Origin of the sequence: Pseudomonas sp. EA_105y_Pfl2_R69 (assembly GCF_963970915.1) — a bacterium.
Classification (GTDB): domain Bacteria; phylum Pseudomonadota; class Gammaproteobacteria; order Pseudomonadales; family Pseudomonadaceae; genus Aquipseudomonas.
Genome location: NZ_CAXAOO010000001.1, coordinates 184,947 through 207,732 on the forward strand (window position 1 = coordinate 184,947; position 22,786 = coordinate 207,732).

Genomic DNA, 22,786 nt, shown 5'->3' on the forward strand with positions numbered 1-22,786 from the left:
CGTCTATAACTTAAAGTAGTTTATTAGATGGCGAGTGCTGGAGGCCGTGTGTCCTGCCAAACTGATTTCTCGCGACTGCTGATCCTAACGACCGAGCCTCACTGGGTGGCGTTGCTGGACAGGCTGTTAGCCGAACAGGACGAACCTGTCTGGCTGTTTGCCGCCAGCAGCTGGAGTGATGCGCAGAGTCTTTACCAGGGCCGCTTGCCCGATCTGGTGTTCGCCACCCCGGAATGCCTGCCCACTGCCAGCCAATGCCCGCTGCCGCCTATCCTGCTGCTCGACAGCGCGCCGAGCCAGTTGCCCGCCGATATCTGCGACTGGCTGGCGCGCGACAGCCTGAATGGCGAGGTCTTGCGCCGCTGCCTGCATTACAGCCAGCAATTGCTGACCTTGCAGCGCCTGGCCAAGCAGGACCCGCTGACCGGTATCCCCAACCGCCAGGGCTTCCAGGCGCTGTTGCACAAACGCCTGCAGGCCAATCGTGGCCGTGGCCTGCTGCTCGGTTATCTGGATCTGGACAATTTCAACCATGCCAATGACAGCCTCGGCCATCGGGCCGGCGACGAGCTGATCCAGCAGGTGGTGCAGCGCCTGCAGCAGGTGCTCGGCGCGCGCGATGTGCTGGGCCGTATCGGCGGCGACGAGTTCGCCTTGCTGCTGGATATCAGCGAAGCGCCGACGCGGGTCGATGCCGTGGTGCAGGCGCTGATGGAGTCGCTGGGCGAGCCCTACTGGTTGCAGGGCGAGAGCCTGTCGCTGGGTTGCAGCCTGGGCCTGGCGTATAGCCGCGCCGGCGAGGATGCCGATCCGCTGCTGTGGCATGCCCACATTGCCATGCAGCAGGCCAAGAGCCGCCAGGGCTGCAGCCACCACCTCTACGACGAGCGCATGTCCAGCGACATCCGCAGCCTGGCCGACATCGAGGCCGAGTTGCGCCGCGCCCTGCGCCGCGACGAACTCGAACTGTTCTACCAGCCGCGTCTGGACCTGACCAGCGGCGAGGTGGTCGGGCTCGAGGGGCTGGTGCGCTGGCGTCATCCCCAGCGGGGGCTGCTCTACCCCCAGGACTTTATTCCCCTGGCCGAGCAGAGCGGCCTGATTGTGCCGCTCGGCTACTGGGTCATCGCCCGTGCCCTGCATGATGCCCGCTGGCTGAGCGAGCGCGGCCTGAGCCTGCATATGGCGATCAATCTGTCGTTCAGCCAGTTTCAGGACAGCCAGCTGCTGCCCACGGTGCAGCGCCTGATTGCCGGCTCCGGGGTGGATGCTCGCTGGCTGGAGTTCGAACTCACGGAAACCGCGGTGATGCAGCGCAGCGACTACGTGCTCGATACCATGCAGACCCTGGGCGAGCTGGGGGTGCGCTTCTCCCTGGATGACTTCGGCACGGGTTTTTCTTCCTTCGTGCACCTGGCCAGCCTGCCGATCGCCCTGCTCAAGCTGGACAAGAGTTTCGTCAGCGGCATGCACCTGCGCCCCGAGCAGTGTCGGCTGGTCAACGCCATGATCAACCTGGCGCGCAACCTGGGTCTGGAAGTGGTGGCCGAGGGGGTGGAGAGCGAAGAAGACCTCGAGCTGTTGCAGCAGTTCGGCTGCGACCAGGTGCAAGGCTATCTGATCAGCAAGGCGCTGCCATTGCGCGAGCTAGAGGGCTTTCTTGCCCAGCGCCAGACCCAGGCCCCGGCGCGCGTGGCGGCGCTGCATTAGCAATTCCCGCCTGTTTTTCCCCACGGCCCCGGCCGATATCTCGCCCTACTTATGATGCCGCTCACAGGATGCACCGAAGGTGCTGGCCGGCAGACTGGGCTCCTGGTTAATTTGACCGCTGCGCTGGCGCTGTTGCGCTGCCATCATGGCCGCGCCTGCGCGCCCATGCGGCTTGCGCCGAACCGGCAACAGCCCCTAGGCTTGCGCCGTCAATTTCACCGCGCCGCAGTGGCTCGCGCCGGCTCTTGGGGCCTGGCATTTACCATTTGATCCCGGGGAGGTTGCTTGTCCGCACCGTCAGAACCGTTGCGCTTGCTGTTGCTGGCGGATGACGCCGGCTGGGCCGCCCAGCTGGACGCCTGTCTGGCGCAGCTGGGGCTGGGCGTATCGGTGATCAGCGCGCCGTCCTGGGCGGCGGCCAGCAGCCTGTTCGAGGACCCGCGGCAGGCCTTTCTGCTGAGTACACCGGCGTGCCTGCCGGCGGCGGATGGCAGCCCATTGCCGCTGATCCTGCTGCTCGATGCCGAGCCGGCCGAAGCCCCGACCGGCGTCTGCGACTGGCTGGTGCGGGGCCACCTGACACCTGACGGGTTGCGCCGTTGTCTGCGCTATGCCGGCGAGCGCCAGCAGCTGCAGGACGCCCTGCAGCGCCTGGCCGAGCAGGACGCGCTGACCGGGATTGCCAACCGCCAGGGTTTCCAGACCCTGCTGGCGGCGCGCCTGGCCGAGTGCGAGGGGCGCGGGGTGACGCTCGGCCACCTGGACCTGGACAACTTCCGGCATGCCAACGACGCCCTCGGCTACCAGGGCGGCGACAGCCTGATTCTGCAAGTGGTGGCGCGGATCAAGGCCGAGCTGCAGGGTGGCGACCAGCTGGCGCGCTTGGGCGGCGACGAGTTCGCCTTGCTGCTGGACACCCGGCGCGATCCGCAGCGCGCCGAGCGCCTGGCCGCGCGGGTCACCGAGGCCCTGGCCGAACCCTACTGGGTGGATGGCGAGAGTCTGCTGATCGGTTGCAGCCTGGGCCTGGCCCACGCCCGGGCGGGCAGTGCCGCCGACCCGCTGATGTGGCATGCGCATATCGCCATGCAGCAGGCCAAGAGCCAGCAGGGTTGCACCTTCCATTTCTATGACGAGCGGATCAACCGCAGCGCGCGCAATCGGGCGGACCAGGAAAGCGAGTTGCGCCGCGCCCTGCGCCGCGACGAACTGGAGCTGCACTACCAGCCGAGGCTGTGCCTGGAGAGTGGGCGGATCGTCGGCCTGGAGGCGCTGGTGCGCTGGCGGCACAGTGAACATGGCCTGCTCTATCCCAACGAATTCGTGCCCCTGGCCGAGGAAAGCGGGTTGATCGTGCCGCTCGGCTACTGGGTGATTTCCCGCGCCCTGCGCGACATGCAGTGGCTGCGCGGGCGCGGCCTGCCGGCGCTGCATATGGCGATCAACCTGTCATTCCGCCAGTTTCAGGACAGCCAGCTGTTGCCGACCCTGCGTCGCCTGATCGACGAGCGCGGGGTCGATGCGCAGTGGCTGGAGTTCGAGCTGACCGAGACCGCGGTGATGCGCCGCAGCGACCAGGTGCAGCAGACCATGCTGGCCCTCGCGCGTCTGGGCGTGCGCTTTTCCCTGGACGACTTCGGCACCGGCTTCTCGTCGTTCGTGCACCTCAACAACCTGCCGATCACCCTGCTGAAGATCGACAAGAGCTTTGTCGGCGGCATGGGCGAGCGCGCGGAAAACCGTCAGCTGGTGCGGGCGATGATCAACCTGGCGCACAACCTCAATCTGCAGGTGGTCGGCGAGGGCGTGGAAAACGCCGAGCAGCTGTCGCTGTTGCGCCAGTTCGGCTGCGATCAGGTGCAGGGCTACCTGATCAGCAAAGCCCTGCCGCTGAACGAGCTGGCGCGTTTCCTGGTATTCGGTCTGCGTCAGCCATTGTTGGGTCTCAAGCTCTGAGACCCGGCGGTTATTGCGCGGCCTGTCGGCGCTGCGCCAGTTTCTGCTCGCGGTAGCTGATGGCCGCGGCCGGCACGGCGGTGACCTTGCCGGTCTCCAGCCAGCGCTTGATACGGTTGGCGTCGGCCATATGGGTGTACTTGCCGAAGGCATCGAGCACCACGAACGCCACCGGGCGCTGCTTCATGACCGTATTCATCACCAGGCAGCGGCCGGCCTCGCCGGTGTAGCCGGTCTTGCTCAGCTGCACGCTCCAGCCGGGCTTGCGCACCAGGTTGTTGGTGTTGCGAAAACCCAGGCTGTAGGTGGGTTTGCGAAACGCCTGGGTTTTTTCCGAGGTGGTGCTGAACTGGCCGATCAGCGGGTACTGTTGCGCCGCCTTGAGCAGCAGCACCAGATCGCGGGCGCTGGAGACGTTGTGCTCCGACAGCCCGGTCGGTTCGGCAAAGCGCGAGTGGTGCATGCCCAGGGCCTTGGCCTTGGCGTTCATGGCCGCGATAAAGGCCGCGTGGCCGCCCGGGTAGTGGTGCGCCAGGCTCGCCGCGGCGCGGTTTTCCGAGGCCATCAGCGCCAGCAGCAACATGTCGCGGCGGCTCAGCTCGCTGCCCACCCGCACGCGGGAGAACACCCCGCGCATGTCCGGGTTGTCGCGAATCATGATCGGCAGCATCTGCTCCAGCGGCAGCTTGGCGTCGAGGGTGACCATGGCGGTCATCAGCTTGGTGACCGAGGCGATGGGGACCACGGCGTCGGCATTGCGCTCATAGAGCACTTGGTTGGTCTGCAGATCGACCACCAGGGCGCTGCCGGCGGCGAGCTCCTGGGGTTTGTCGGCGGCAAGGCTGTTCGATGCAACTACAACGCAGCTGCAGATCAGCAGCAGGTTTGCTAACGAGTGACGGATATTCACGGAAGGCTTCACGGGCAGGTTGAGGAAATGGAACCGGGCTCTGGATCAAGGATATACGCAAATCGGCGCGCCGGCTTCAGCGCCCGTGTCATACGCATGGCGCTATAGTGTCAGCGCCGTTCCCCTCTCGATGAGCCCGAGCCATGTCCGACCCGCAATCCGCCGATAAAGTCCCGCCAGCGGTCAGTCTGTTCGAAGCCTTCTGCTTCTGGCTCAAGCTCGGCCTGATCAGCTTCGGCGGCCCGGCCGGACAGATCGCCATCATGCACCAGGAGCTGGTGGAGAAGCGCCGCTGGCTGTCCGAGCGGCGTTTTCTGCATGCCCTGAATTACTGCATGCTGCTGCCGGGGCCGGAAGCGCAGCAACTGGCCACCTATATCGGCTGGCTGATGCACCGCACCTGGGGCGGGGTGATCGCCGGGGTGCTGTTCGTGCTGCCGTCGCTGTTCATCCTGATCGGCCTGTCCTGGGTGTATATCGCCTTCGGCGATGTGCCTCTGGTGGCGGGCATCTTCTACGGGATCAAGCCGGCGGTGACCGCCATCGTCATGCAGGCGGCCTGGCGCATCGGCTCGCGGGCCTTGAAGAACAACTGGCTGTGGGGCATTGCCGGGGCCTCCTTTGTCGCCATTTTTGCCCTCAATCTGCCCTTTCCGCTGATCGTCCTCGCCGCAGCGCTGCTGGGGTATCTCGGCGGGCGGCTGCTGCCGGAGCAATTCAGCCTGGGCGGCGGCCATGCGCCGGCCGATAAGTCCTTCGGCCCGGCGCTGCTCGACGACGACACGCCGACGCCCGAACATGCGCGCTTTCGTGCCGGCCGGCTGGTCTGGCTGCTGCTGATCGGCGCGCTGCTGTGGTTGCTGCCCATGGGCCTGTTGACCGCGCTGTACGGCTGGGGCGGCACCCTGACGCAGATGGCCTGGTTCTTCACCAAGGCGGCGTTGCTGACCTTCGGCGGGGCCTATGCGGTGCTGCCCTATGTCTACCAGGGGGCCATCGGCCACTATGGCTGGCTGACCCCGACACAGATGATCGACGGCCTGGCCCTGGGCGAAACCACGCCGGGGCCGCTGATCATGGTGGTGGCCTTCGTCGCCTTTATCGGGGCTTATCTGCAGCCGATATTCGCTGGCGATTCGGGCTTTGTCAGCGGCGCAGTGGCAGCGGCGCTGGTCACCTGGTTCACCTTTCTGCCGTCCTTCCTGTTTATCCTCGCCGGCGGTCCGCTGGTGGAGTCGACTCATGGCGAGCTGAGGTTCACCGCGCCGCTGACCGCCATCACCGCGGCGGTGGTCGGGGTGATCCTCAACCTGGCGCTGTTCTTCGGCTACCACGTGCTCTGGCCCGAGGGTTTTGCCGGCCACTTCGACTGGCCCTCGGCGCTGCTGGCGCTGGCCGCGGCGCTGGCGCTGCTGCGCTTCAAACGCGGGGTGATCGAGGTGATAGGGGGCTGCGCCCTGGCTGGGCTGGGGTTGCGGCTATTGGGCTGATCCGGATGCCGTCCGGGCCATGGGCCGCCGAACCTGGCCGCGCTGCAGCCGTTATTCGGCCAGGCGCACCTGATTGCGGCCGCTGTGTTTGGCCAGGTACAGGGCGCGGTCGGCCTGCTCCATCAGTTGGTCCGGGCTTTGCCCCTGGGCGCAGGCGATGCCGGCGCTGAGGGTCACGCTGAACTCGTCGTGTTCGCCGGCGAAGCGGATGGCGGAGAACTGCTGGCGGATTTCATCGACGATGCGCACGGCCTGCTCGCCGCTGCAGTCTGGCAGCACCGCGAGGAATTCCTCGCCGCCGTAGCGGCCGAGGCTGTCGATGCGCCGCAGGCGCTGGCGCAAGAGGTTGGCCAGGGCGCGGATGACGCTGTCGCCGACCGCATGGCCATGGCTGTCGTTGACCTGCTTGAAGTGGTCGATATCGAGCATGACCACGCTGGCGGCCTTGCCGCTGCGCAGGGCGCGTTCCTGTTCGATGGCCACCTGCTCCTTGATGTCGGCGTGCTTGAGCAGACCGGTCAGGCTGTCGCGCGACAGCGCATTACTCAGCAGGCGGGCGCGCTGGGCGCGGGCGAATACCGTGGTGATCAGGCTGTTGTCGGAGATCGGTTTGGTGATGAAGTCGTCGCCGGCCTTGATCAGGGCGCTCATCTGTCGGGCGATATCGGTTTCCGCCGAGAGGTAGATAATCGGTACGCGCAGCCAGTCATCGTTGAAACGCACCATCTGCGCCAGTTCCGGGCCGGAACAGCCAGGCATGTTGACGTCCAGCAGCAGCACTTCAGGGTTGAAGCGGGTCATGGCTTCGAACAGCTGCTGCGGGTCGTTGACCACCTCCACCAGCATGTCGGCACCACGCAGCACCAGGCTGTAGCGGCTGGACAGGTCATGGTCGTCGTCAACGATCAGCACCCGGTAGGGTTCGCCGTTCTGTTGGGCAAAGCAACGCTCCAGGCGGCTTTCCAGTTTGGCCACGTCCACCGGCTTGCTGAAAAAGCCCATGGCACCGATCTGCGCGGCCTGCAGCTGGGTGTGAAAGTCATTCTGGGTGGTGATCACCAGCAGCGGCAGGGGCTCCTCCAGGCGCTTTTGCAGGGCCGCGGCGTAGTCCAGGCCACTCTGCTGGCTGCTGCCCAGGTTGACGTCGACGATCAGGGCGTCGGGCTGGCGCTCGGCCAGGGCCGTATCCAGTTCCGCTGGCGTGAGAAAGTGCCGGGCCTCATAGCCGAAGGTATTGAGGGTCAGGCGGATGGTTTCGCCGACCTTGGCCTGGTCTTCGAGGATATAGATGCGGTAGGCGCTTTCATTGCGCGGCCCCTTGCTCAGTGCGTTGCTGACCGGGGCCGTCGGGTTGGCTGTGGTCGGCTGCGGAGGGGCGCTGGCCAGTTGCTGCAGTTCCTGGACAAAGGCCTGTAGGCCCTGCCGCTGCAACTGCAGGCTGCTCAGCCACTGCTGGGTTTGCAGCTCCAACTCGCGGGCGCGTTGGCCCAGCTCGTCGAAGCCGAAGGTGCCGGCGCTGCCGGCCAGCTTGTGCAACTGGTCGCGCAGGCTGCCGAGGAGGTGCTGCTGACCCTCGGCATCGTCGGCCTGCTGCAGTTGCCTTGCCTTGTCGGCCAGTTCGGGCAGTTCCTGTTGCAGGCGTTGGGCGAATTGCTCGCCGAGCTGCTGCAGGTGGGCCTGCAGCTGTTGCAGTTGCTGTTGGCGTTTATCCATTGACCCTGTCCCAGATGGCGCGGATCTGTGTCGACAACTGCATGGGATCGAAAGGTTTGACGATCACATCGCGGGCTCCCAGGCTGCGGTAGTGCTCGATTTCGCTGGGCTGGACCTTGGCGGTCATAAACACCACCGGGATCTGCCCGATGTCCACCAACTGGCGGATTTTGTCCAGGGTCTGCGGCCCATCCATCCCCGGCATCATCACATCCAGCAGGATAAAGTCGGGGGCGAAGCCCTGGACCTGATCGAGGGCATCCTGGCCGCTGCAGCAGCTCAGTACTTGAAACCCGCCTACGGCTTCCAGCGCGACGCGGGCCACTGCCTGGATCGAGGGGTCATCCTCGACATGCAGGATGCGCTTGAGTTCAGGCATGGTGATTCTCCTTGGCAGGCAGCAAGCGAGCTAGAACATTCAGAAAGTGCTGTGTGTCGGTACGTGATTTGGCTAGTGTCGCTGCCACCAGGCTGAGCTGCTTGCTGGACAGTTCCGAGGAGGACAGTACCACTACCGGCAGGCTGGGATGCAAGCGCTGGATATCCTCGAGCAACTCCAGGCCGTTGCCATCAGGCAGGCTCAGGCCCAGCAGAATCAAGTCTAGCCCACCTTTTTCGAGGAGTTCGCGAGCCTGGGCAAGGTCGTTGGCGGGAATAAAGTCGGCCAGGCTGAGCCGCCCCTGATGGCAGCTGGTGGCAATCACCAGGACCGGCAGTTGATGGCGCGCCGGATCATCGTGCAACTCCTGGATCCGTTGCAGGCCGTCACCGTCGGGTAGGTGCGGGTCGAGGGTTATTGCCGCGATGCGCTCGCTGAGCAGCAGTGCACGGGCTTGTGCGAGGCTGCCGGCCAGTAGCACGCGATAACCTGCACGCTGCAGCAGCGATTGCAGCAGATGCGAGCTCTCCGGGTCGCTTTCCGCGACCAAAATGGCAGGCTGCTGGCGTTCGGGCTGCAGATCGGCTGGGTCGTCGTCGAGTAGCGGCAGTTCGAACCAGAAGGTGCTGCCGCAGCCCTCGGCAGAGTCGAAGCCAATCTGCCCGCCCATGTGCTCGATGCTCTTTACTGATCGCCAGGCCCTGGCCGGTCCCGCCTTTCTGGCGCTGGTAGCCACTGTCAGCCTGGGAAAACTTCTCGAAGATATGGGCGCGAAATGGTTCGGCGATCCCCGGGCCTTGATCGCTGACGTCGATCCGCACGCACCCGTGATGCCGGGTGCTGTGCAGGCGGATCGGGCTGCCGGGGCGGAGAACTTGATGGCGCTGGAGAGGAAATTGGCCAGTACCTGCTGCAAACGCAAGGCGTCGGCGCGTATGCGCAGCGGTAGCGCTCTATCGAGTTTCAGCTCGACCCGATGCTGCGCAGAGGCCAGCTTGCCGGCCGCCAGTTTGTCCATGTCCAGCAGGTCGTTGATCAAGCGACTCAGGCGCAGGCTGTTCTGTTGGGCAATATCGAGCATGGGGCGCATGCCGTCTACATAGCGCCGCCATTCGTCTCGGCTGACCTCTTGGCTGGCATCGATCAGGCCTGCGCCACCCAGAAGGATCTGCCGGTGGTTTTCCATGCGCTTTTCGATGGCCTCCAGCACCTCATGGCTCAGTTGCTGAAAATGCTGCTCGGCAGCTCTTTGCTGGGTTTGCCGCAGGCCATGCCAGGCCGCCAGGGTGGCCGTCAGGCTGCATAGCAGGACCAGGAGCGGCAACATCCGGGTGTGGCTCAGCAATTGGCGCAGCAGCGGCAGTCTGCTCATGCTGTTTGACCTTATATCACAGGTAATTCGACCCAGAATGTGCTGCCCTGGCCCGGGCTTGAGTCGACGCCGATCTGGCCGTGCATGCGTTCGATCAATGCCTTGCTGATGGCCAGGCCCAGACCGGTGCCGCCTTTGCGTCGGGTGTCGGTGGCGTCGGCCTGGGAGAACTTGCTGAACAGGCGCGGCCTGAATTCTTCCGCGATGCCCGGCCCTTGATCGCTTACGCTGATCTGCGCCTTCCCGTCCCGCTGCTGGGCAGCCACCGTTACCGAGGCCCCGGCGGGGGAAAACTTGGCGGCATTCGATAGCAGGTTGGCCAACACCTGGGCCAGGCGCTGCTCGTCAACCTGAACCTGAATCCCGCAGGGCGCGCCGAGTAGTTGCAGCCGTACCTGGTGCTGCGCGGCGTAGGGCTGGTTATGCGCGACGGCCTTTTCCAGCAAGGGCCAGAGAGGCTGTGTGCGAAGCTCGAAGCGCATCTTGCCGGCCAGTAGTTTGTCCATGTCGAGCAGGTCGTTGATCAGCTCTTGCAGGCGCAGGCTGTTGTCCTGGGCGATGCGCAGCATCTGCTGCATGGCCGCCGGCACTTCGCCCACCGCGCCGCCATTGATCAGACCCAGGGCCCCGCTGATGGCGGTGAGCGGGGTGCGCAGTTCGTGGCTGACGCTCGAGGTGAATTCACGCTGCAGGCGTTCCAGGCGCTTGCTCTCGCGGATGTCCTGAATATGCAGGATGCGCATTGGCGTGGCGTCCAGGGCGCTGCCGAGTACGGCGGCGCTGAGCTGCACATCGATGGCCTGGCCGCTGGCGTCGAGCAGGGTCTGGGTCCAGCTGCGGTTCTGCCCCGGCACGGTTGCCAGCAGCTGCGCCTGCAGCTGCGGCTGTTGCGACTGCGCGCAGAACTGCTCCAGGGGTTGCTGCAGCAGGCTGTCCGCATGGCGCTGCAGCAGTTGGCAGAGCGCCTGGTTGCTGGCCAGCAGGCGGCCCTGGGCATCGAGCAGGGCGAGCCCCTGGGGCGTCATGTCGAACGCCTGGAGGAACTGCCGCTGGCTCTGGTTGAGCGCCAGCAGCAACACGGCCTGGCGGTGCTGGGTGTGCAGGGCCAGGCCGATCAGCGCCGCGCAGCCGCTCGCCAGGCTCCAGCCGAGCAGGCGCAGCCAGGCGGGCAAGGGGCGGGACGGGTGGAGGTCGCGGGCCTCGAGCTGCCAGTTGGCTCCGGCCAGGGGCACCGGCAGGCGCACCAGGGTGCTGTCGCGCGCCGCCGTTGACTGCGCCGCGTCGGCCGCCGGGTCGGCCGGCCGCAGGTTGATGGCGATGCCGCGCTGCAGGGCGACTTCGGCGACTTCGGCGTACAGGCGGTCATAGTCGATCACGGTGCTGATCAGGCCCCAGTAACGCGTCTCGTCGAGATACACCGGGATGCGGTAGATCAGCCCGCTGCCCCCCTGTACCAGGGGCAGCGGGCCATCGAGCAGGGGCCGGCGGCTGTCGATGATGCGTTGCACCATGGGCCACTGCTTGGGTTGATCGGGGTAATAGAGGCCGAGAGCCGCCTCGTTGCCGAGCCGCGGGTAGATAAAGCTGATGCGGTTGTCCGGTGCCAGGCCGATATTGCGAATATGCCGGCCCTGGCGGAACAGGCCTTCGAGCCAGGGTTGCAGTTCCTGCGGGTCGATCTGCCCGTGTTTAGCCGGAATATAGGACGCCAGTCCGGTGGCCAGGTGCAGGGTGGCATTGAGTTCGGCCAGCAGCACCGCGCGTATCTCCCCGGCATGGGCACCGAGGCGCTGTTGATCGGCTTGTTCCTGGCGCAGGTTGTACTGCAGCAGCAAGAGTTCGACCCCCAGGCCGAGGAGCAGCAGCAAGCCCAGGCTGATGGCCCAGTTGAGCAGGTTGCGCCGTCGCGAGTGCCCGCGCGGGCTGTTGTGACCTGCGCTCATTGCGGCGGCACCCGGGGCAGTTCGAACCAGAAGGTCGCGCCCTGGCCGGGCACCGAGTCGAAGCCGATCTGCCCGTCCATGTGCTCGATCAGTTGCTTGCTGATGGCCAGGCCCAGGCCGGTGCCGCCCTTGCGTCGGGTGTCGCTGGCGTCGGCCTGGGAGAACTTGCCGAAGATCTGCGCCTTGAAGGCCTCGGCGATGCCGGGGCCGTGGTCGCAGACGCTCACGCGCAGGCAGTCACCGCGGCGTTGTACGGCGATTTCCACACTCTGGCCGGCGGGGGAAAACTTGGCGGCATTCGACAGCAGGTTGGCCAGCACCTGGGCCAGGCGTTGGCCGTCGACCCGGACCCAGTCGGTGGCGTCCGCTTCGCCTAGCTGCAGCTGCACCTGATACTGGCTGGCGTAGGGCTGGTTCTGCGCCACGGCCTGTTCCAGCAGGGGTTGCAGGGGTTGTTCGAGCAGCTCGAAGCTCATCTTGCCGGCGACCAGCTTGTCCATGTCGAGCAGGTCGTTGATCAGCTCGCTGAGGCGCTGGCTGTTGTCCTGGGCGATGCGCAACATCTGCTGCATGGTCGCCGGCACTTCGCCCAGTACGCCGCCGTTGATCAGCCCGAGGGAGCCGGCGATGGCGGTGAGCGGGGTGCGCAGTTCGTGGCTGACGGTGGAGATGAATTCGTTCTTCATCTGTTCGATGCGCTTGCGCTCGCTGATATCGCGGATCACCGCGATAAAGCGGCGCTGGCCCTGGTGACTGATCTGCGAGACGGCGAGTTCAATGGCGAACAGCTCGCCGTTGCGGCGCCGGCCATCGAGCTCGCGCACCGTTCCGATCAGATGGGTCTCATTGGTCTGGCGGTAGCGGGCCAGGTAGCCATCGTGGGCCGAGCGCTCCGGCTCGGGCATCAGCAGCTTGACGTTGCGCCCGCTGACCTCGGCCAGGCGGTAACCGAAAATCCGTTCGGCGGCGTGGTTGAAGGTTTCGATCGTGCCTTGCTGGTCGATGGTGACGATGGCGTCGAGGACGTTGTCGAGCAGGGTGCGCAGGTAGTCCTCGCGCTCGCGAATCGCCCGTTCGGCCTCGACCCGCTCGCTGAAGTCCTGGATCTGCACGACGAAATGCACCGGCTGAGCCTGGCTGTCGCGTACCAGGGCGACACTCAGCAGCACCCAGAGGGCGCGGCCCTGGCGGTCCAGGTAGCGTTTTTCCAGCTGGTAGGCGCTGATCCGCCCGGCCAGCAGTTCCTCCAGGCTGTGCAGGTCGTTTTGCAGGTCGTCGGGGTGGGTGAGGCTCTGGAAGTCGAGTTGCAACAGCTCGTCGCGGCTGTAGCCGAGCATCCGGCACAGTTCGTCGTTGACCTCCAGCCACTGCCCTTGCGGGGACACCAGGGCCATGCCCTGGGGCGCGGTACTGAAGGCGCTGCTGAAGCGTTGCTGGCTGAGGCTGAGGGCATCCTCGACGGCCTTGCGGTCGCTGATGTCCCAGATAAACCCGGAAATCCACAGCGGCCTGCCGTCGGCGGCGTATTCGGCTCGGCCCTTTTCCCGCACCCAGACGCTGTGGCCGTGCGCATGCTGCAGGCGATAGGTCAGCTCGAAGCTCTGCTGGCGAGCAATGGCCTGCTCGGCCTGGTAGGTGATGGGCAGGTCGTCCGGGTGAATCACGCTGGCAAAGCTGCGCCGGCGGTTGTCGATAAAGTCGCTGGCCGGATAGCCGGTCAGGTTGAGGACCTCGTCGCTCATATAGCGCATGGTCCAGTCGGCATCGTTGTCGCAGCGATAGACCGCGCCCGGCAGGGTGGCCGCCAGGCCGCGAAAGCGGCTTTCGCTCTTCTGCAGGGCGCGGGTGGCCTGCTGCAGTTCGGTGATGTCGCTGGCGATGCCGAGAAATCCGCTGATGCTGCGGTCGCTCTCGAAGATGGCGCTGACCGTCAGGTTGACCCGCCGCTGGCTGCCATCCTTGCACACATAGGTCCACTGGCGGGTTTCCGGCTCGCCGCTGCGGGCATTGTGGACAAAGACCTCGAAGCCGGCGATGGGCGTGCCGCTGTGCTGGCTCAGGGCGACGCCGCGCGCCTCGATTTCGCTGGCCAGGTGGAAGGTCGCCGGGCTGCTGCGCCCGACCACCTCCGCGGCGCTATAACCGAGCAGGCGCTCGGCCCCGCTATTGAACAGGCTGATCTGGCCGGCGGTGTCGGTGGCGATAATGCTCACCCCGGTGGCCGAGTCGAGTATCGCCTGGAGAAAGGCGCGGGCCTGGCGGATTTCTTCCTCGCGCTGCCTGGTCTGGCTGATATCGGCATGGGTGCCGTACATCAGCAATGGCTGGCCGGCCTCGCCGCGGCGCTCGACCCGGCCACGGTCCTGGACCCAGACCCAGTGGCCGTGCTTGTGGCGGATACGGTACTGGCAGTCGTAGTAGGGCGTTTCGCCGCGGAAATGCGCCTGCAGCCGTTCGTTGGACAGCGCCAGGTCATCGGGGTGGATCAGCTGCTGCCAGTGCTGGAAGTCGCTTGCGGTCAGTTCATCCAGGCGGTAGCCGATGATCTGCGCCCAGCGCTCGTTGAAGACCATGGCCCCGCTTTGCACGTCCCATTCCCAGGTGCCGATATGGGTGCCTTCGATAATGCTCGCCAGGCGTTCGCTCTGGGCCTTCATCGCCGCCTCGGCGCTGGCCTGTTCGGTGACATCCTGCACGGTGCCGACCAGGCGCAGCATGCGGCCCTGCTCGTCGGGCCGCAGGTGCGCCCGTTCATGGACCCAGCGCACCTCGCCATCGGGGCGGATGATGCGGTGCACCACGTCGTGCGCACCGCCCGCCGCCACGCGCTGTTCGCTGGCGTCGACCAGGGCGACATCCTCGGGGTGCAGCGTACGTCTGAAGTTCTCCACGCTGGGCCGGTAGTGCTGCGGGTCGTAGCCGAAGATGCTGTAGATGGTGGCCGACCAGTACAGCTCGCCGCTTTGCAGGTTGGCTTCCCAGTGGCCGAGGCGGGCGATGCGTTGGGCGTCGTCGAGGCGTTCGAGCAGGACCTGGCGCGCCTGTTCCTGTTGCTGGCGCTCCAGGGTGGCCCCGACCCAGCGGCCGAACAGGCGCAGAAACTCGCGATCGGCCTCGTCGAAGGGGCTCGGCCGCGCGTCGTGGGCGCAGAACGCCAGGGTGCCGAAGCGTTGCCCGGCCACGCTGATGGCGATGCCGATATAGGTTTCCAGGGCGAACAGGGGGTAGCAAGGGTGGCTGGCATGGGCCGACCTGCCCATCTGTTCGATGGCCAGCACGTCGTCGCCGCGCAGGGCGATGCTGCAGTAGGTGTCGCCGAGGGCGAAACGCTGGCCATCTTCCAGGCCGCCCGGCGGCGAGACCTGGGCCATGACCCGGTAATCCTCGCCGTCGATCTGGCTGATGATCGCCAGGGGCACGGCGTAGAAGTCGGCACCCAGTTGCAGGGCCTGGCGCAGCTGCTGCTGGCTGCTCAGGGTTGGCAGCGCGGCGATCTCGTTGAGTGCGCGCAGGGCGGCCTGCTGGCGTTGCAGGCTGTGCTGGGCCTGTTCGCGCTGGATATCGCGGCGCAGGGCCTCGATCAACTGGCCGAGGGTGGCCAGCAGCGGTTGCAGAAATTCGACAAAGGCCTGGTCGTAGCCGCCGGGCCGGTTGGCCAGGCCGAGCATGCCGACCCGTTGACCGTTGGCATGGATGGGCAGGCCGGCAAAGGCCCGCAGCGCCGGGCCGGCCTGCTGTGGATCTGCTTCCGGCATATTGCACAGCAGCGGGCCGCTGCTGTGCAGCGCCTGTTCGAGCAATTCGTCGAGGTCGGGCACGGGCTGGTCCGCGCTGCGCAGGGCGCGGGCATAATCCCAGGCCTGGTGGCTGGCGGCATAGGCGCGCAGGTAGGGCGCGGCCTGGTCATCGTGGCGGATCTCGCCGATAAAACCGAACTGGCTGTCGCCGAGGGCGAGGATGCGCTTGAGCAGGGCGTCGAAGGCTTCGCGTTGATTCTGCGCGTTGATATAGGCCGCCTGGGCCTCGGCGATCACCGCCAGCAGTTGCCGCGCCTGTTCGCTCTGCCGATGCTTGGCCTGCAGCTCGTCGCGGTGGCGGCTGAGCAGGAGCTGGCTGCTGCGCTTGGTCGCCTGCAGCAGCAACAGCAGCAGCGCCGCCGATCCCAGCCAGGCCAGCAGCCATTTGCCGACCAGCTGGCGCTGGTCGCGTCGATGGACGGCGGCCAGTTCGCTGATATCGCGCCACACCAGGGCAATGGCCCGGGGCGCGGCCGGGTCGTTGGCGTCGTGCGGGTAGCCCGGCAGGTCGATCTGGTTGAGCAGGTAGCTACGACCCTGGTCCTCCAGCAACTGTCGGCTATAGCCGGCGACGGAGGGCGACAGCAGCCCGGCAGCCTGCCAGGCCTGAACCTGGGGTCTGGAGTAGTCGATCAGCTGCCAGCCGCCCGGCTCCGTCGCCAGGCCGCGCAAGGTCTCGCCATCGCGTACCCCGGTGGGCGTTTCCAGCAGCAGGGCGACGCCCGCCTCCAGTTCCCGGTCCAGCTGCCGCAAGTCGCCGAGCACCTCGTACACCACTTCGACGGCCCCCACGGTGAGCGGGCCGTCGAGGCCGTCGACCCGTAATGGGGTGACCGCGCGCATGCCCAGGCGCTGCGGACTGAGATCCAGACCGGCCCGGCTGGTGCCGCTGCGCAGGGCGTCACGCAGTATGGGCTGGCGGGCGCTCAGGTTGTCGCCATGCCGCGTGGGGGCGTGTACGCGCAGGAGGACTTCGCCGGCGGGTGCCAGGTGTACCAGCAGGCGAAAGGGATGGCTCGCCTGCAGGTTGCGCCAGCGTGGTACCAGGCGGGTATACAGCTGGTTGCGGATGCTAACCATAGCCGGGTCGGCAGGCTCCAGGGCGTGGGCCTGGCGCACCAGTTCGACGACCCAGGCGTCCGCCGCCAGGGTTTCGCCGAGCAACTGCGCCTGGGCGGCCCGGCGCTGCCGGGTGCTGTGCAGCGCCCGCTGCTGCAGCTCGCTCTGGCTGGCCAGTTGCAGTTGCCAGAGCGCTTCACGCTCCTGCAGGGCGCGCGCGCCGAGGGTGAAGAACAACAGCGCCAGGGCCAGGCTACCGAAACCGACAATCCAGCGAATTGCAGCAGAGCTGTTGCTAGCCATTGACGCCCTCTAAGGCTGACGGTGATTGTCGATGGGATTCAGGGCAGGCCGGCGAGGCGGCGCAGGCGGGCGAGTTTGTCGGCATCGGGTACGGCGGCCTGTTCGCTGGCCGCCAGGTGCATGACGATGGCCTCGCGGCGGGTATTGATGGTGGGCAGCGCATAGCAGGCCCCGATCAGGTCGCGCAGCGGCGTGGGCAGGCGCCAGTGGGCTTTCAGGCGGTTGGCCAGCACGCTGCTGGCCTTGTCCAGAGCTTGGCTCAACTCTTCCAGGGGCAGGCTGTGGCCGGCGTTGCGCCAGAGCTGCGCCTGTTGCAGCAGGCACAGCTCGCCCATGCGGTAGAGCAGGGCGGCGCTGTGCAGCGGCGCGGGATCGAGGCGGCAGGCCACGGCCAGTTCGGACACGCGCGGGTGCAGGTTGTCGATCTGCTGCATCTGCGCCTCGGCCTGCAGGCGCAGTTCGGCATCGTCCAGCTGGCTGGCGGGGTTCAGGCTCAGGCCTATGCCGATATTCAGGCTGGTGGTCGGCCCGAGGATCTGCAGGGCCTCGCCCAGGCTCAGGCAGGCGGTGGCGGCGGTGTTGTACTGGCGGCTGTTGGCGGCGGCCAGCAGGCGGCCGGTGAGGGTCGGGTCATGCTGCCAGGCCTGCTGCAGCTGACGCACGCTGGGCTGCTGGTGGCTGAGCGCTTCGAGTTTGCTCTGCATGCCCGCCTGCAGGGGCAGGTCCAGCGCAGTGTCGGCCTGACTGTCGAGAAACTCGATAAAACTGCCGGCGCTGCTGGCGGCGACGGCGGGGGTGTCGCTGAAGGCCGGCAGCAGACGGTCCAGGCATTCGAGCACCTTGGGCACCTGAAACGGCTTGCTGATAAAGGCGTTGATCCGCAGCGCGCGCACCGCCAGCACGCTGTCGCGGTCGGCGCGGCCGGTAATCATCACCAGGGGGACCTGCGGGTCGTCCTGGCGCACCCGTTCGAGCAACACGGTGCCGGGACCGTCGGGCAGGTTCCAGTCACAGACCAGCAGGTCGGCGGCCAGGCTCTGCCAGTCGCTCATGGCGTTGTCCAAGCTGGCGTGGCAAACCACCTGGGTGCCGGGGCGCAGGCTCAGGACGATCTGCTTGAGCAGGTCGGCGATCCATACATCGTCTTCGAGAATCATCACGCGCATGATCTATTCCTGGAAAGTCTCTACGCCCTGCGCCTGCGGCAGCTGCGCAGCCAGGGCCTCGGCCGGTTGCGGGCGGCCGAAATAGTAGCCCTGGGCATGGTCGCAGTCGAGTTGTTCGAGCAGCTCCGCCTGCTCCAGCTGTTCGATGCCCTCGGCCAGTACCTTGAGCCCCAGGCTGTGGCCCAGGGCGATGACCGCACGGGTGATGGCCACGTCGTCCTGGTCGCGGGGCAGGCCCATGACGAAGCTCTGATCGAGTTTCAGCTTGTGCACCGGCAGACGCTTGAGGCGGGCCAGGGAGCTGTAGCCGGTACCGAAGTCGTCGATGGCCAGGCGCACGCCCAGGGCGCGCAGGCGATTGAGCAGGGCCAGGGCCGCGTCGGGGTTGTCCATCACCGCGCTTTCGGTGACTTCCAGTTCGAGGAAGGCCGGGTCGAGGCCGGTGTCGGCCAGTACCTGGGCCACCCGGCTATCCAGTTCGCCGCGGCTGAACAGGCGGCTGGACACATTCACCGCGACAAAACGCAGGGCATAGTCGGCCGCCTGCCAGGCGACCATCTGCCGGCAGGCCTGGTCCAGCACCCAGGCGTCGATGGCCCCGATCAGCCCGCTTTCCTCGGCGATCGGAATAAATTCCCCCGGCGGAACCAGGCCGCGTTGCGGGTGCTGCCAGCGCACCAGGGCTTCGACCCCGATCATCTGTCGGCTGCGCAGGCACATCAGCGGCTGGTAATACACGCGCAATTCGTCGTGCTCCAGGGCGTGGCGCAGGGCGCTGACCAGTTCGACCCGCTGGCGCGCGTATTCGGTCAGCTCCTGGGCGTAGAAGGCATAGCCCTCGCGGCCGCTGCTCTTGGCCTTGAACAGCGCGGAGTCGACGTTGCGCAGCACCTGGGCGACATTGTCGGCATCGCCGGGAAACAGGCTGATGCCGATGCTGGCCCCGATAAACAGCTCCTGGCCGTTGACCACGAACGGCTGGTTCAGGCAGCCCAGCATCTGCTGGGCCAGGCCGGCCGCCTGTTCGGCCGTGGCGCAGTCTTCGCAGAGCAGGCCGAACTCGTCGCCGCCGAGGCGCGCCAGGGTCATGCTGCCCCGCAACTGCTGGCGCAGGCGTTCGCCGACCTCCTTGAGCAACAGGTCGCCGATCGCGTGGCCGAGGCTTTCATTGATGTGCTTGAAGTGGTCGAGGTCGATCAGCAGCACAGTGCCGCAGCGCTTGTCGCGTTGCCCGCGCTCCAGCGCGGTCTCGACCCGTTCGGTGAACAGCAGGCGGTTGGGCAGGTTGCTCAGGGGGTCGTGATGGGCCAGGTAGTCCAGCTCGCGCTGGGAGCGCTTGAGCGCGGTGATATCGGAGAACACCGCGACATAGTGGCTGATCTCGCCCTCTTCGTCGCGAATGACCCGGATATTCTGCCACTGCGGATAGATCTCGCCGTTCTTGCGCCGGTTCCATATTTCACCGCTCCAGCCGCCGCGGCTCTGCAGGGCATGCCAGAGGCTGTTGTAGAAGGCCTGGTCGTGCCGCCCGGACTTCAGCAGGCTGGGCTGCTGGCCGAGGATCTCCGCCTGGCTGTAGCCGGTGATGCGGGTAAAGGCCGGGTTGCAGTGCACGATGCGTTGCCTGGCATCGGTGACCAGTACCCCTTCCTGGGTGGCGTCGAACACCGCGGCGGCCTGGCGCAGGCTGTCTTCGTCATTGCGCCGCTGGGTGATGTCGCTGGCAGTGCCGATCATGCGCTCCGGGCGACCCTGGTCGTCCAGCAGCAGTCGGCCGCGGGACTGGATCCAGCGGTAGGTGCCATCCCTGTGGCGCAGACGGTAGCTGACTTCATAGGGGGCCGGGCTGGCGCTGCTCAGGCGCTGCTCCAGGCTGCGCTGGAAATGCGCGCGGTCGTCGGGGTGCAGGCGTTGCAGCCAGTTTTCCTTGTCGTTGCCCAGGCCGCCCGGTTGCAGACCGAGCAGGGCGGTGTACTCGGTGGAGAAGAACACCGCGCGGGTACGCAGGTCCCAGTCCCACATGCCATCCCTGGCCGCGCTAAGGGCGCGGCTCAGGCGTTTTTCGCTGGCGCTCAGGGCGCGGTGGGCGCGCTGCTGTTGCCGTTGATAGGTGCGCAACACCCAGTACAGCAGGGCACCGCTGAGCAGGACGAAGAGCAGACCCTTGGCCAGCTGCACGGACTCCAACTGTTCGCGCGAGAGGTCGAGAGCGGCGAGCAGAATGTCGCTGAATGCTACCCACAGGCCGGCCGCCAAAATGTAGGCGAGGGTCAGGTGCCGGGCGCTGCGGGGAGAGTTCATAGGGGGTAGTCAGTCCTTTTGATCTGCTGGGCAGTATAGGCGCTAACGCGGGGCCGGCATTCTTATCCAAAAGACCAACTGGTTTTCTGATCCCGGTCAGGGATAATGCCTGTAGTCTGTTTCAGGACAGGCTGCGTCCTTCTCTATACGAGGCACTCGACTCCATGTGGTACAACGGTTTTCTCGACCTGTCGATCTGGCAACTGATCGCGGTCACCCTGCTGATGACGCATGTGACCATCGTCAGCGTCACCGTCTACTTGCACCGTTACTCGGCCCACCGTGCCCTGGAACTGCATCCTGCACTCAAGCATTTCTTCCGCTTCTGGCTGTGGTTGACCACGGCGCAGAATACCCGCGAGTGGACCGCCATCCACCGCAAGCATCACGCCAAATGCGAGACCGTGGACGACCCGCACAGCCCGGTGATCAAGGGCCTGGGCACCGTTCTGCGCACCGGTGCCGAGCTGTACGCCGAAGAGGCGAAAAACCCGGAAACCCTGCGCATCTACGGCAAGAACTGCCCGGAAGACTGGATCGAGCGTAACCTCTATTCGCGTTTCCCCATGGCCGGTATCAGCCTGATGGCGCTGATCGACCTGGCCCTGTTCGGCGCGGCGGGCATCACCATCTGGGCGGTCCAGATGATGTGGATCCCGGTGTGGGCCGCCGGCGTGATCAACGGCCTGGGCCATGCGGTGGGTTACCGCAACTTCGAGTGCCGCGACGCGGCGACCAATCTGCTGCCCTGGGGCATTCTGATCGGCGGTGAAGAGCTGCATAACAACCACCACACCTACCCGAACTCGGCCAAGCTGTCGGTGCGCAAGTGGGAGTTCGACATGGGCTGGGCCTGGATCCGGCTGTTCAGCCTGCTGGGGCTGGCCAGGGTGCAGCGCGTCGCGCCGATTGCCCACCGGGTGGAAGGCAAGCGCAGCCTCGACATGGACACCGCCATGGCGATTCTCAACAACAGGTTCCAGATCATGGCGCAGTACCGCAAGCTGGTGATCGGCCCCCTGGTCAAGCAGGAACTGGCCAAGGCCGACGCCTCGGTGCGCCATCATTTCCACCGCGCCAAGCGCCTGCTGGCCCGTGAGCCGAGCCTGCTCGACGAAGGGCATCAGCTGCGCATCCAGCGCGTGCTGGAGCAGAGTCAGGCGCTCAAGGTGATCTACGAGAAGCGCCTGGCCCTGCAGCAGATCTGGGTCAAGACCAGCGCCAATGGTCACGACATGCTCGAAGCCATCAAGCAGTGGGTGCATGAGGCCGAGGCCAGCGGCATCCAGTCGTTGCGCGAATTCGCCGAACAGCTGAAAACCTATTCGTTGCGGCCGACCGTCAGCGCCTGATAGGGGCCTGACGCAAACAACCCGCCACTCCAGGCGGGTTTTTTGTTTCTGGCATATGCTCGTGGTATCGCTTAAGCACTGTGCAAACCGGCGGCGGTTATGGATGAAGTGAGCAGACTGCAACTCGAGCATGAGGAGTTGACCCTGGCGCTATTGCACACCCGCGGCGAAGTCGCGCGGTTGCAGGAGCGCGAGCAGCTGTTCAGTACCCTGCTGGGCAGCGTCAATGCCGTGCTCTGGGCCTTCGACTGGGAAGCCCAGCGGGTCATCTATGTCAGCCCCGCCTATGAACGCATCTTCGGCCGCTCTGCCGCCCTGCTGCTGGCCAGCTATGACGAGTGGCGCAACAGCATCTATCCGGACGACCTGGACTATGCCGCCGAGAGCCTGGCCCAGGTGCTGCAGACCGGCGCGGTCGAGGCCCGCGAGTACCGCATTATCCGCAGCGACGGCCAGTTGCGCTGGCTCAGCGACAAGTGCTTCGTCAGCCGCCAGAGCGCCGCCGGCAAGGCGCAGATCATTGTCGGCATCGCCGAGGACATCACCGAGAAGAAGCAGCTGGAAGGCGAACTGCACCGCCTGGCCACCACCGATGTGCTGACCCAGAGCAGCAATCGTCGGCATTTCTTCGACTGCGCCCAGCGCGAGTTCGAGCAGGCTCGCGAATATGGCAGTCCTCTGGCCTTTCTGCTGATCGACCTGGACGATTTCAAGCAGATCAACGACCACTACGGCCACCAGATGGGCGACCAGGTCCTGCAGCGCCTGGCGTACAGCGGCGTTACCACCCTGCGGCGCGGTGACCTGTTCGGGCGTATCGGTGGCGAAGAGTTCGCCGCGCTCTTTCCCCGCTGCGAGCCGGCCCTGGCGGTCCAGATTGCCGAACGCCTGCAGCGCGAGGTGCGGCGTCTGCGCTTCAGCCACGAGGGCACCTCGTTCGGCGTCACCCTCAGCCAGGGCCTGACCAACCTGCGCGCCGAGGACCTGAACCTGGATGCCCTCTACACCCGTGCCGATGCCGCCATGTACCGGGCCAAGCGCCAGGGCAAGAACCAGATCGTGATCGACTGAACGGGCTGTTTCGAACGGTCGCGGGAAGGGGGGGCGTTATGGCGAAAAACCGCCTGTTGCCAATCGCCGTTCGGCGAAAAACCGCCTGTCGTGTGCCCTCGACCATCCCCCCATATCCTTCATGGATCGCACTCGAGGCCTGAGCTAGAGCGGCCGGCTGCCGCCCTAAGCGGACTGGCACAGTATCTGCGTAGGGCTGTGCATATAACGGCTGTGTCCATTCACGGCCAACAATAAAAAGACCGAGAGCCGCGCCATGATCCC

13 protein-coding genes and 1 pseudogene are annotated in these 22,786 nt (G+C 66.0%); 5 read left to right on the top strand and 9 right to left on the bottom strand.

Annotated elements, in window-relative coordinates; translation table 11 throughout:
- Positions 1-48 precede the first annotated feature (48 nt).
- Together AACY13_RS00805 and AACY13_RS00810 are read left to right on the top strand one after the other, a co-directional pair.
- On the top strand, positions 49-1,710 hold the full coding sequence (locus AACY13_RS00805; RefSeq protein WP_445262510.1) for a putative bifunctional diguanylate cyclase/phosphodiesterase: 1,662 nt from the start codon (positions 49-51) through the stop codon (positions 1,708-1,710).
- Between the two features lie 285 nt (positions 1,711-1,995).
- Entirely contained in the window at positions 1,996-3,666 is a 1,671-nt protein-coding gene (locus tag AACY13_RS00810; RefSeq protein ID WP_339458417.1) for a putative bifunctional diguanylate cyclase/phosphodiesterase, read from the top strand.
- Positions 3,667-3,676: 10 nt separating this feature from the next.
- On the opposite strand, the gene pbpG is transcribed toward AACY13_RS00810, so the two are convergent.
- A complete protein-coding gene (gene pbpG / locus AACY13_RS00815; RefSeq protein WP_339458419.1) occupies positions 3,677-4,576 on the bottom strand; it encodes a D-alanyl-D-alanine endopeptidase in 900 nt (299 codons plus the stop codon).
- Between the two features lie 143 nt (positions 4,577-4,719).
- Here pbpG and chrA point away from each other — a divergent pair, with 143 nt between their 5' ends.
- Positions 4,720-6,066 carry a chromate efflux transporter gene (chrA, locus tag AACY13_RS00820; protein WP_339458421.1) on the top strand — a complete coding sequence of 449 codons (1,347 nt, stop codon included), beginning with the start codon at positions 4,720-4,722 and terminating at the stop codon, positions 6,064-6,066.
- A gap of 51 nt (positions 6,067-6,117) precedes the next feature.
- Here chrA and AACY13_RS00825 read toward each other — a convergent pair whose 3' ends face one another.
- The 8 genes and pseudogenes from AACY13_RS00825 to dibA form a co-directional block, all read right to left on the bottom strand.
- Positions 6,118-7,779: a diguanylate cyclase gene (locus AACY13_RS00825; protein ID WP_339458422.1), complete on the bottom strand. Its 1,662-nt coding sequence runs from the start codon at positions 7,777-7,779 to the stop codon at positions 6,118-6,120.
- A complete protein-coding gene (locus AACY13_RS00830) occupies positions 7,772-8,158 on the bottom strand; it encodes a response regulator (protein WP_339458425.1) in 387 nt (128 codons plus the stop codon). The genes AACY13_RS00825 and AACY13_RS00830 overlap by 8 nt, the downstream gene beginning before the upstream one ends.
- Positions 8,151-8,828 carry a response regulator gene (locus AACY13_RS00835; RefSeq protein WP_339459972.1) on the bottom strand — a complete coding sequence of 226 codons (678 nt, stop codon included), beginning with the start codon at positions 8,826-8,828 and terminating at the stop codon, positions 8,151-8,153. The genes AACY13_RS00830 and AACY13_RS00835 overlap by 8 nt, the downstream gene beginning before the upstream one ends.
- Positions 8,829-8,883: 55 nt before the next feature.
- Positions 8,884-8,979, bottom strand: a pseudogene (locus AACY13_RS00840) (hypothetical protein); the annotation flags it as partial.
- Between the two features lie 562 nt (positions 8,980-9,541).
- Positions 9,542-11,473, bottom strand: a complete 1,932-nt coding sequence (locus tag AACY13_RS00845) for an ATP-binding protein (RefSeq protein WP_339458426.1) — start codon at positions 11,471-11,473, stop codon at positions 9,542-9,544.
- Positions 11,470-16,632 carry a PAS domain S-box protein gene (locus tag AACY13_RS00850; protein WP_339458428.1) on the bottom strand — a complete coding sequence of 1,721 codons (5,163 nt, stop codon included), beginning with the start codon at positions 16,630-16,632 and terminating at the stop codon, positions 11,470-11,472. Before AACY13_RS00850 ends, AACY13_RS00845 begins: the two co-directional genes overlap by 4 nt.
- A gap of 38 nt (positions 16,633-16,670) precedes the next feature.
- Positions 16,671-17,798 carry a response regulator gene (locus tag AACY13_RS00855; protein WP_339458430.1) on the bottom strand — a complete coding sequence of 376 codons (1,128 nt, stop codon included), beginning with the start codon at positions 17,796-17,798 and terminating at the stop codon, positions 16,671-16,673.
- A gap of 3 nt (positions 17,799-17,801) precedes the next feature.
- The gene (gene dibA / locus AACY13_RS00860) at positions 17,802-20,099 is read right to left on the bottom strand and encodes a phosphodiesterase DibA (RefSeq protein ID WP_339458431.1); all 2,298 of its coding nucleotides are present in this window, start codon (positions 20,097-20,099) and stop codon (positions 17,802-17,804) included.
- 164 nt (positions 20,100-20,263) lie between these two features.
- Between dibA and desA the strand changes: the two genes are divergently transcribed.
- Both desA and AACY13_RS00870 read left to right on the top strand, forming a co-directional pair.
- Positions 20,264-21,451, top strand: coding sequence for a delta-9 fatty acid desaturase DesA (gene desA, locus AACY13_RS00865; RefSeq protein WP_339458433.1), 1,188 nt, complete (start codon positions 20,264-20,266; stop codon positions 21,449-21,451).
- 99 nt (positions 21,452-21,550) lie between these two features.
- Positions 21,551-22,522: a GGDEF domain-containing protein gene (locus AACY13_RS00870; protein WP_339458435.1), complete on the top strand. Its 972-nt coding sequence runs from the start codon at positions 21,551-21,553 to the stop codon at positions 22,520-22,522.
- The last annotated feature ends 264 nt before the right edge of the window (positions 22,523-22,786 follow it).

Coding starts and splice junctions, on each gene's coding strand:
- AACY13_RS00845 (WP_339458426.1), bottom strand. CDS start 11,473: ATGAGCGCAGGTCACAACAGCCCGCGCGGGCACTCGCGACGGCGCAAC.
- desA (WP_339458433.1), top strand. CDS start 20,264: ATGTGGTACAACGGTTTTCTCGACCTGTCGATCTGGCAACTGATCGCG.
- AACY13_RS00855 (WP_339458430.1), bottom strand. CDS start 17,798: ATGCGCGTGATGATTCTCGAAGACGATGTATGGATCGCCGACCTGCTC.
- AACY13_RS00830 (WP_339458425.1), bottom strand. CDS start 8,158: ATGCCTGAACTCAAGCGCATCCTGCATGTCGAGGATGACCCCTCGATC.
- AACY13_RS00835 (WP_339459972.1), bottom strand. CDS start 8,828: ATGGGCGGGCAGATTGGCTTCGACTCTGCCGAGGGCTGCGGCAGCACC.
- chrA (WP_339458421.1), top strand. CDS start 4,720: ATGTCCGACCCGCAATCCGCCGATAAAGTCCCGCCAGCGGTCAGTCTG.
- AACY13_RS00870 (WP_339458435.1), top strand. CDS start 21,551: ATGGATGAAGTGAGCAGACTGCAACTCGAGCATGAGGAGTTGACCCTG.
- AACY13_RS00825 (WP_339458422.1), bottom strand. CDS start 7,779: ATGGATAAACGCCAACAGCAACTGCAACAGCTGCAGGCCCACCTGCAG.
- AACY13_RS00850 (WP_339458428.1), bottom strand. CDS start 16,632: ATGGCTAGCAACAGCTCTGCTGCAATTCGCTGGATTGTCGGTTTCGGT.
- dibA (WP_339458431.1), bottom strand. CDS start 20,099: ATGAACTCTCCCCGCAGCGCCCGGCACCTGACCCTCGCCTACATTTTG.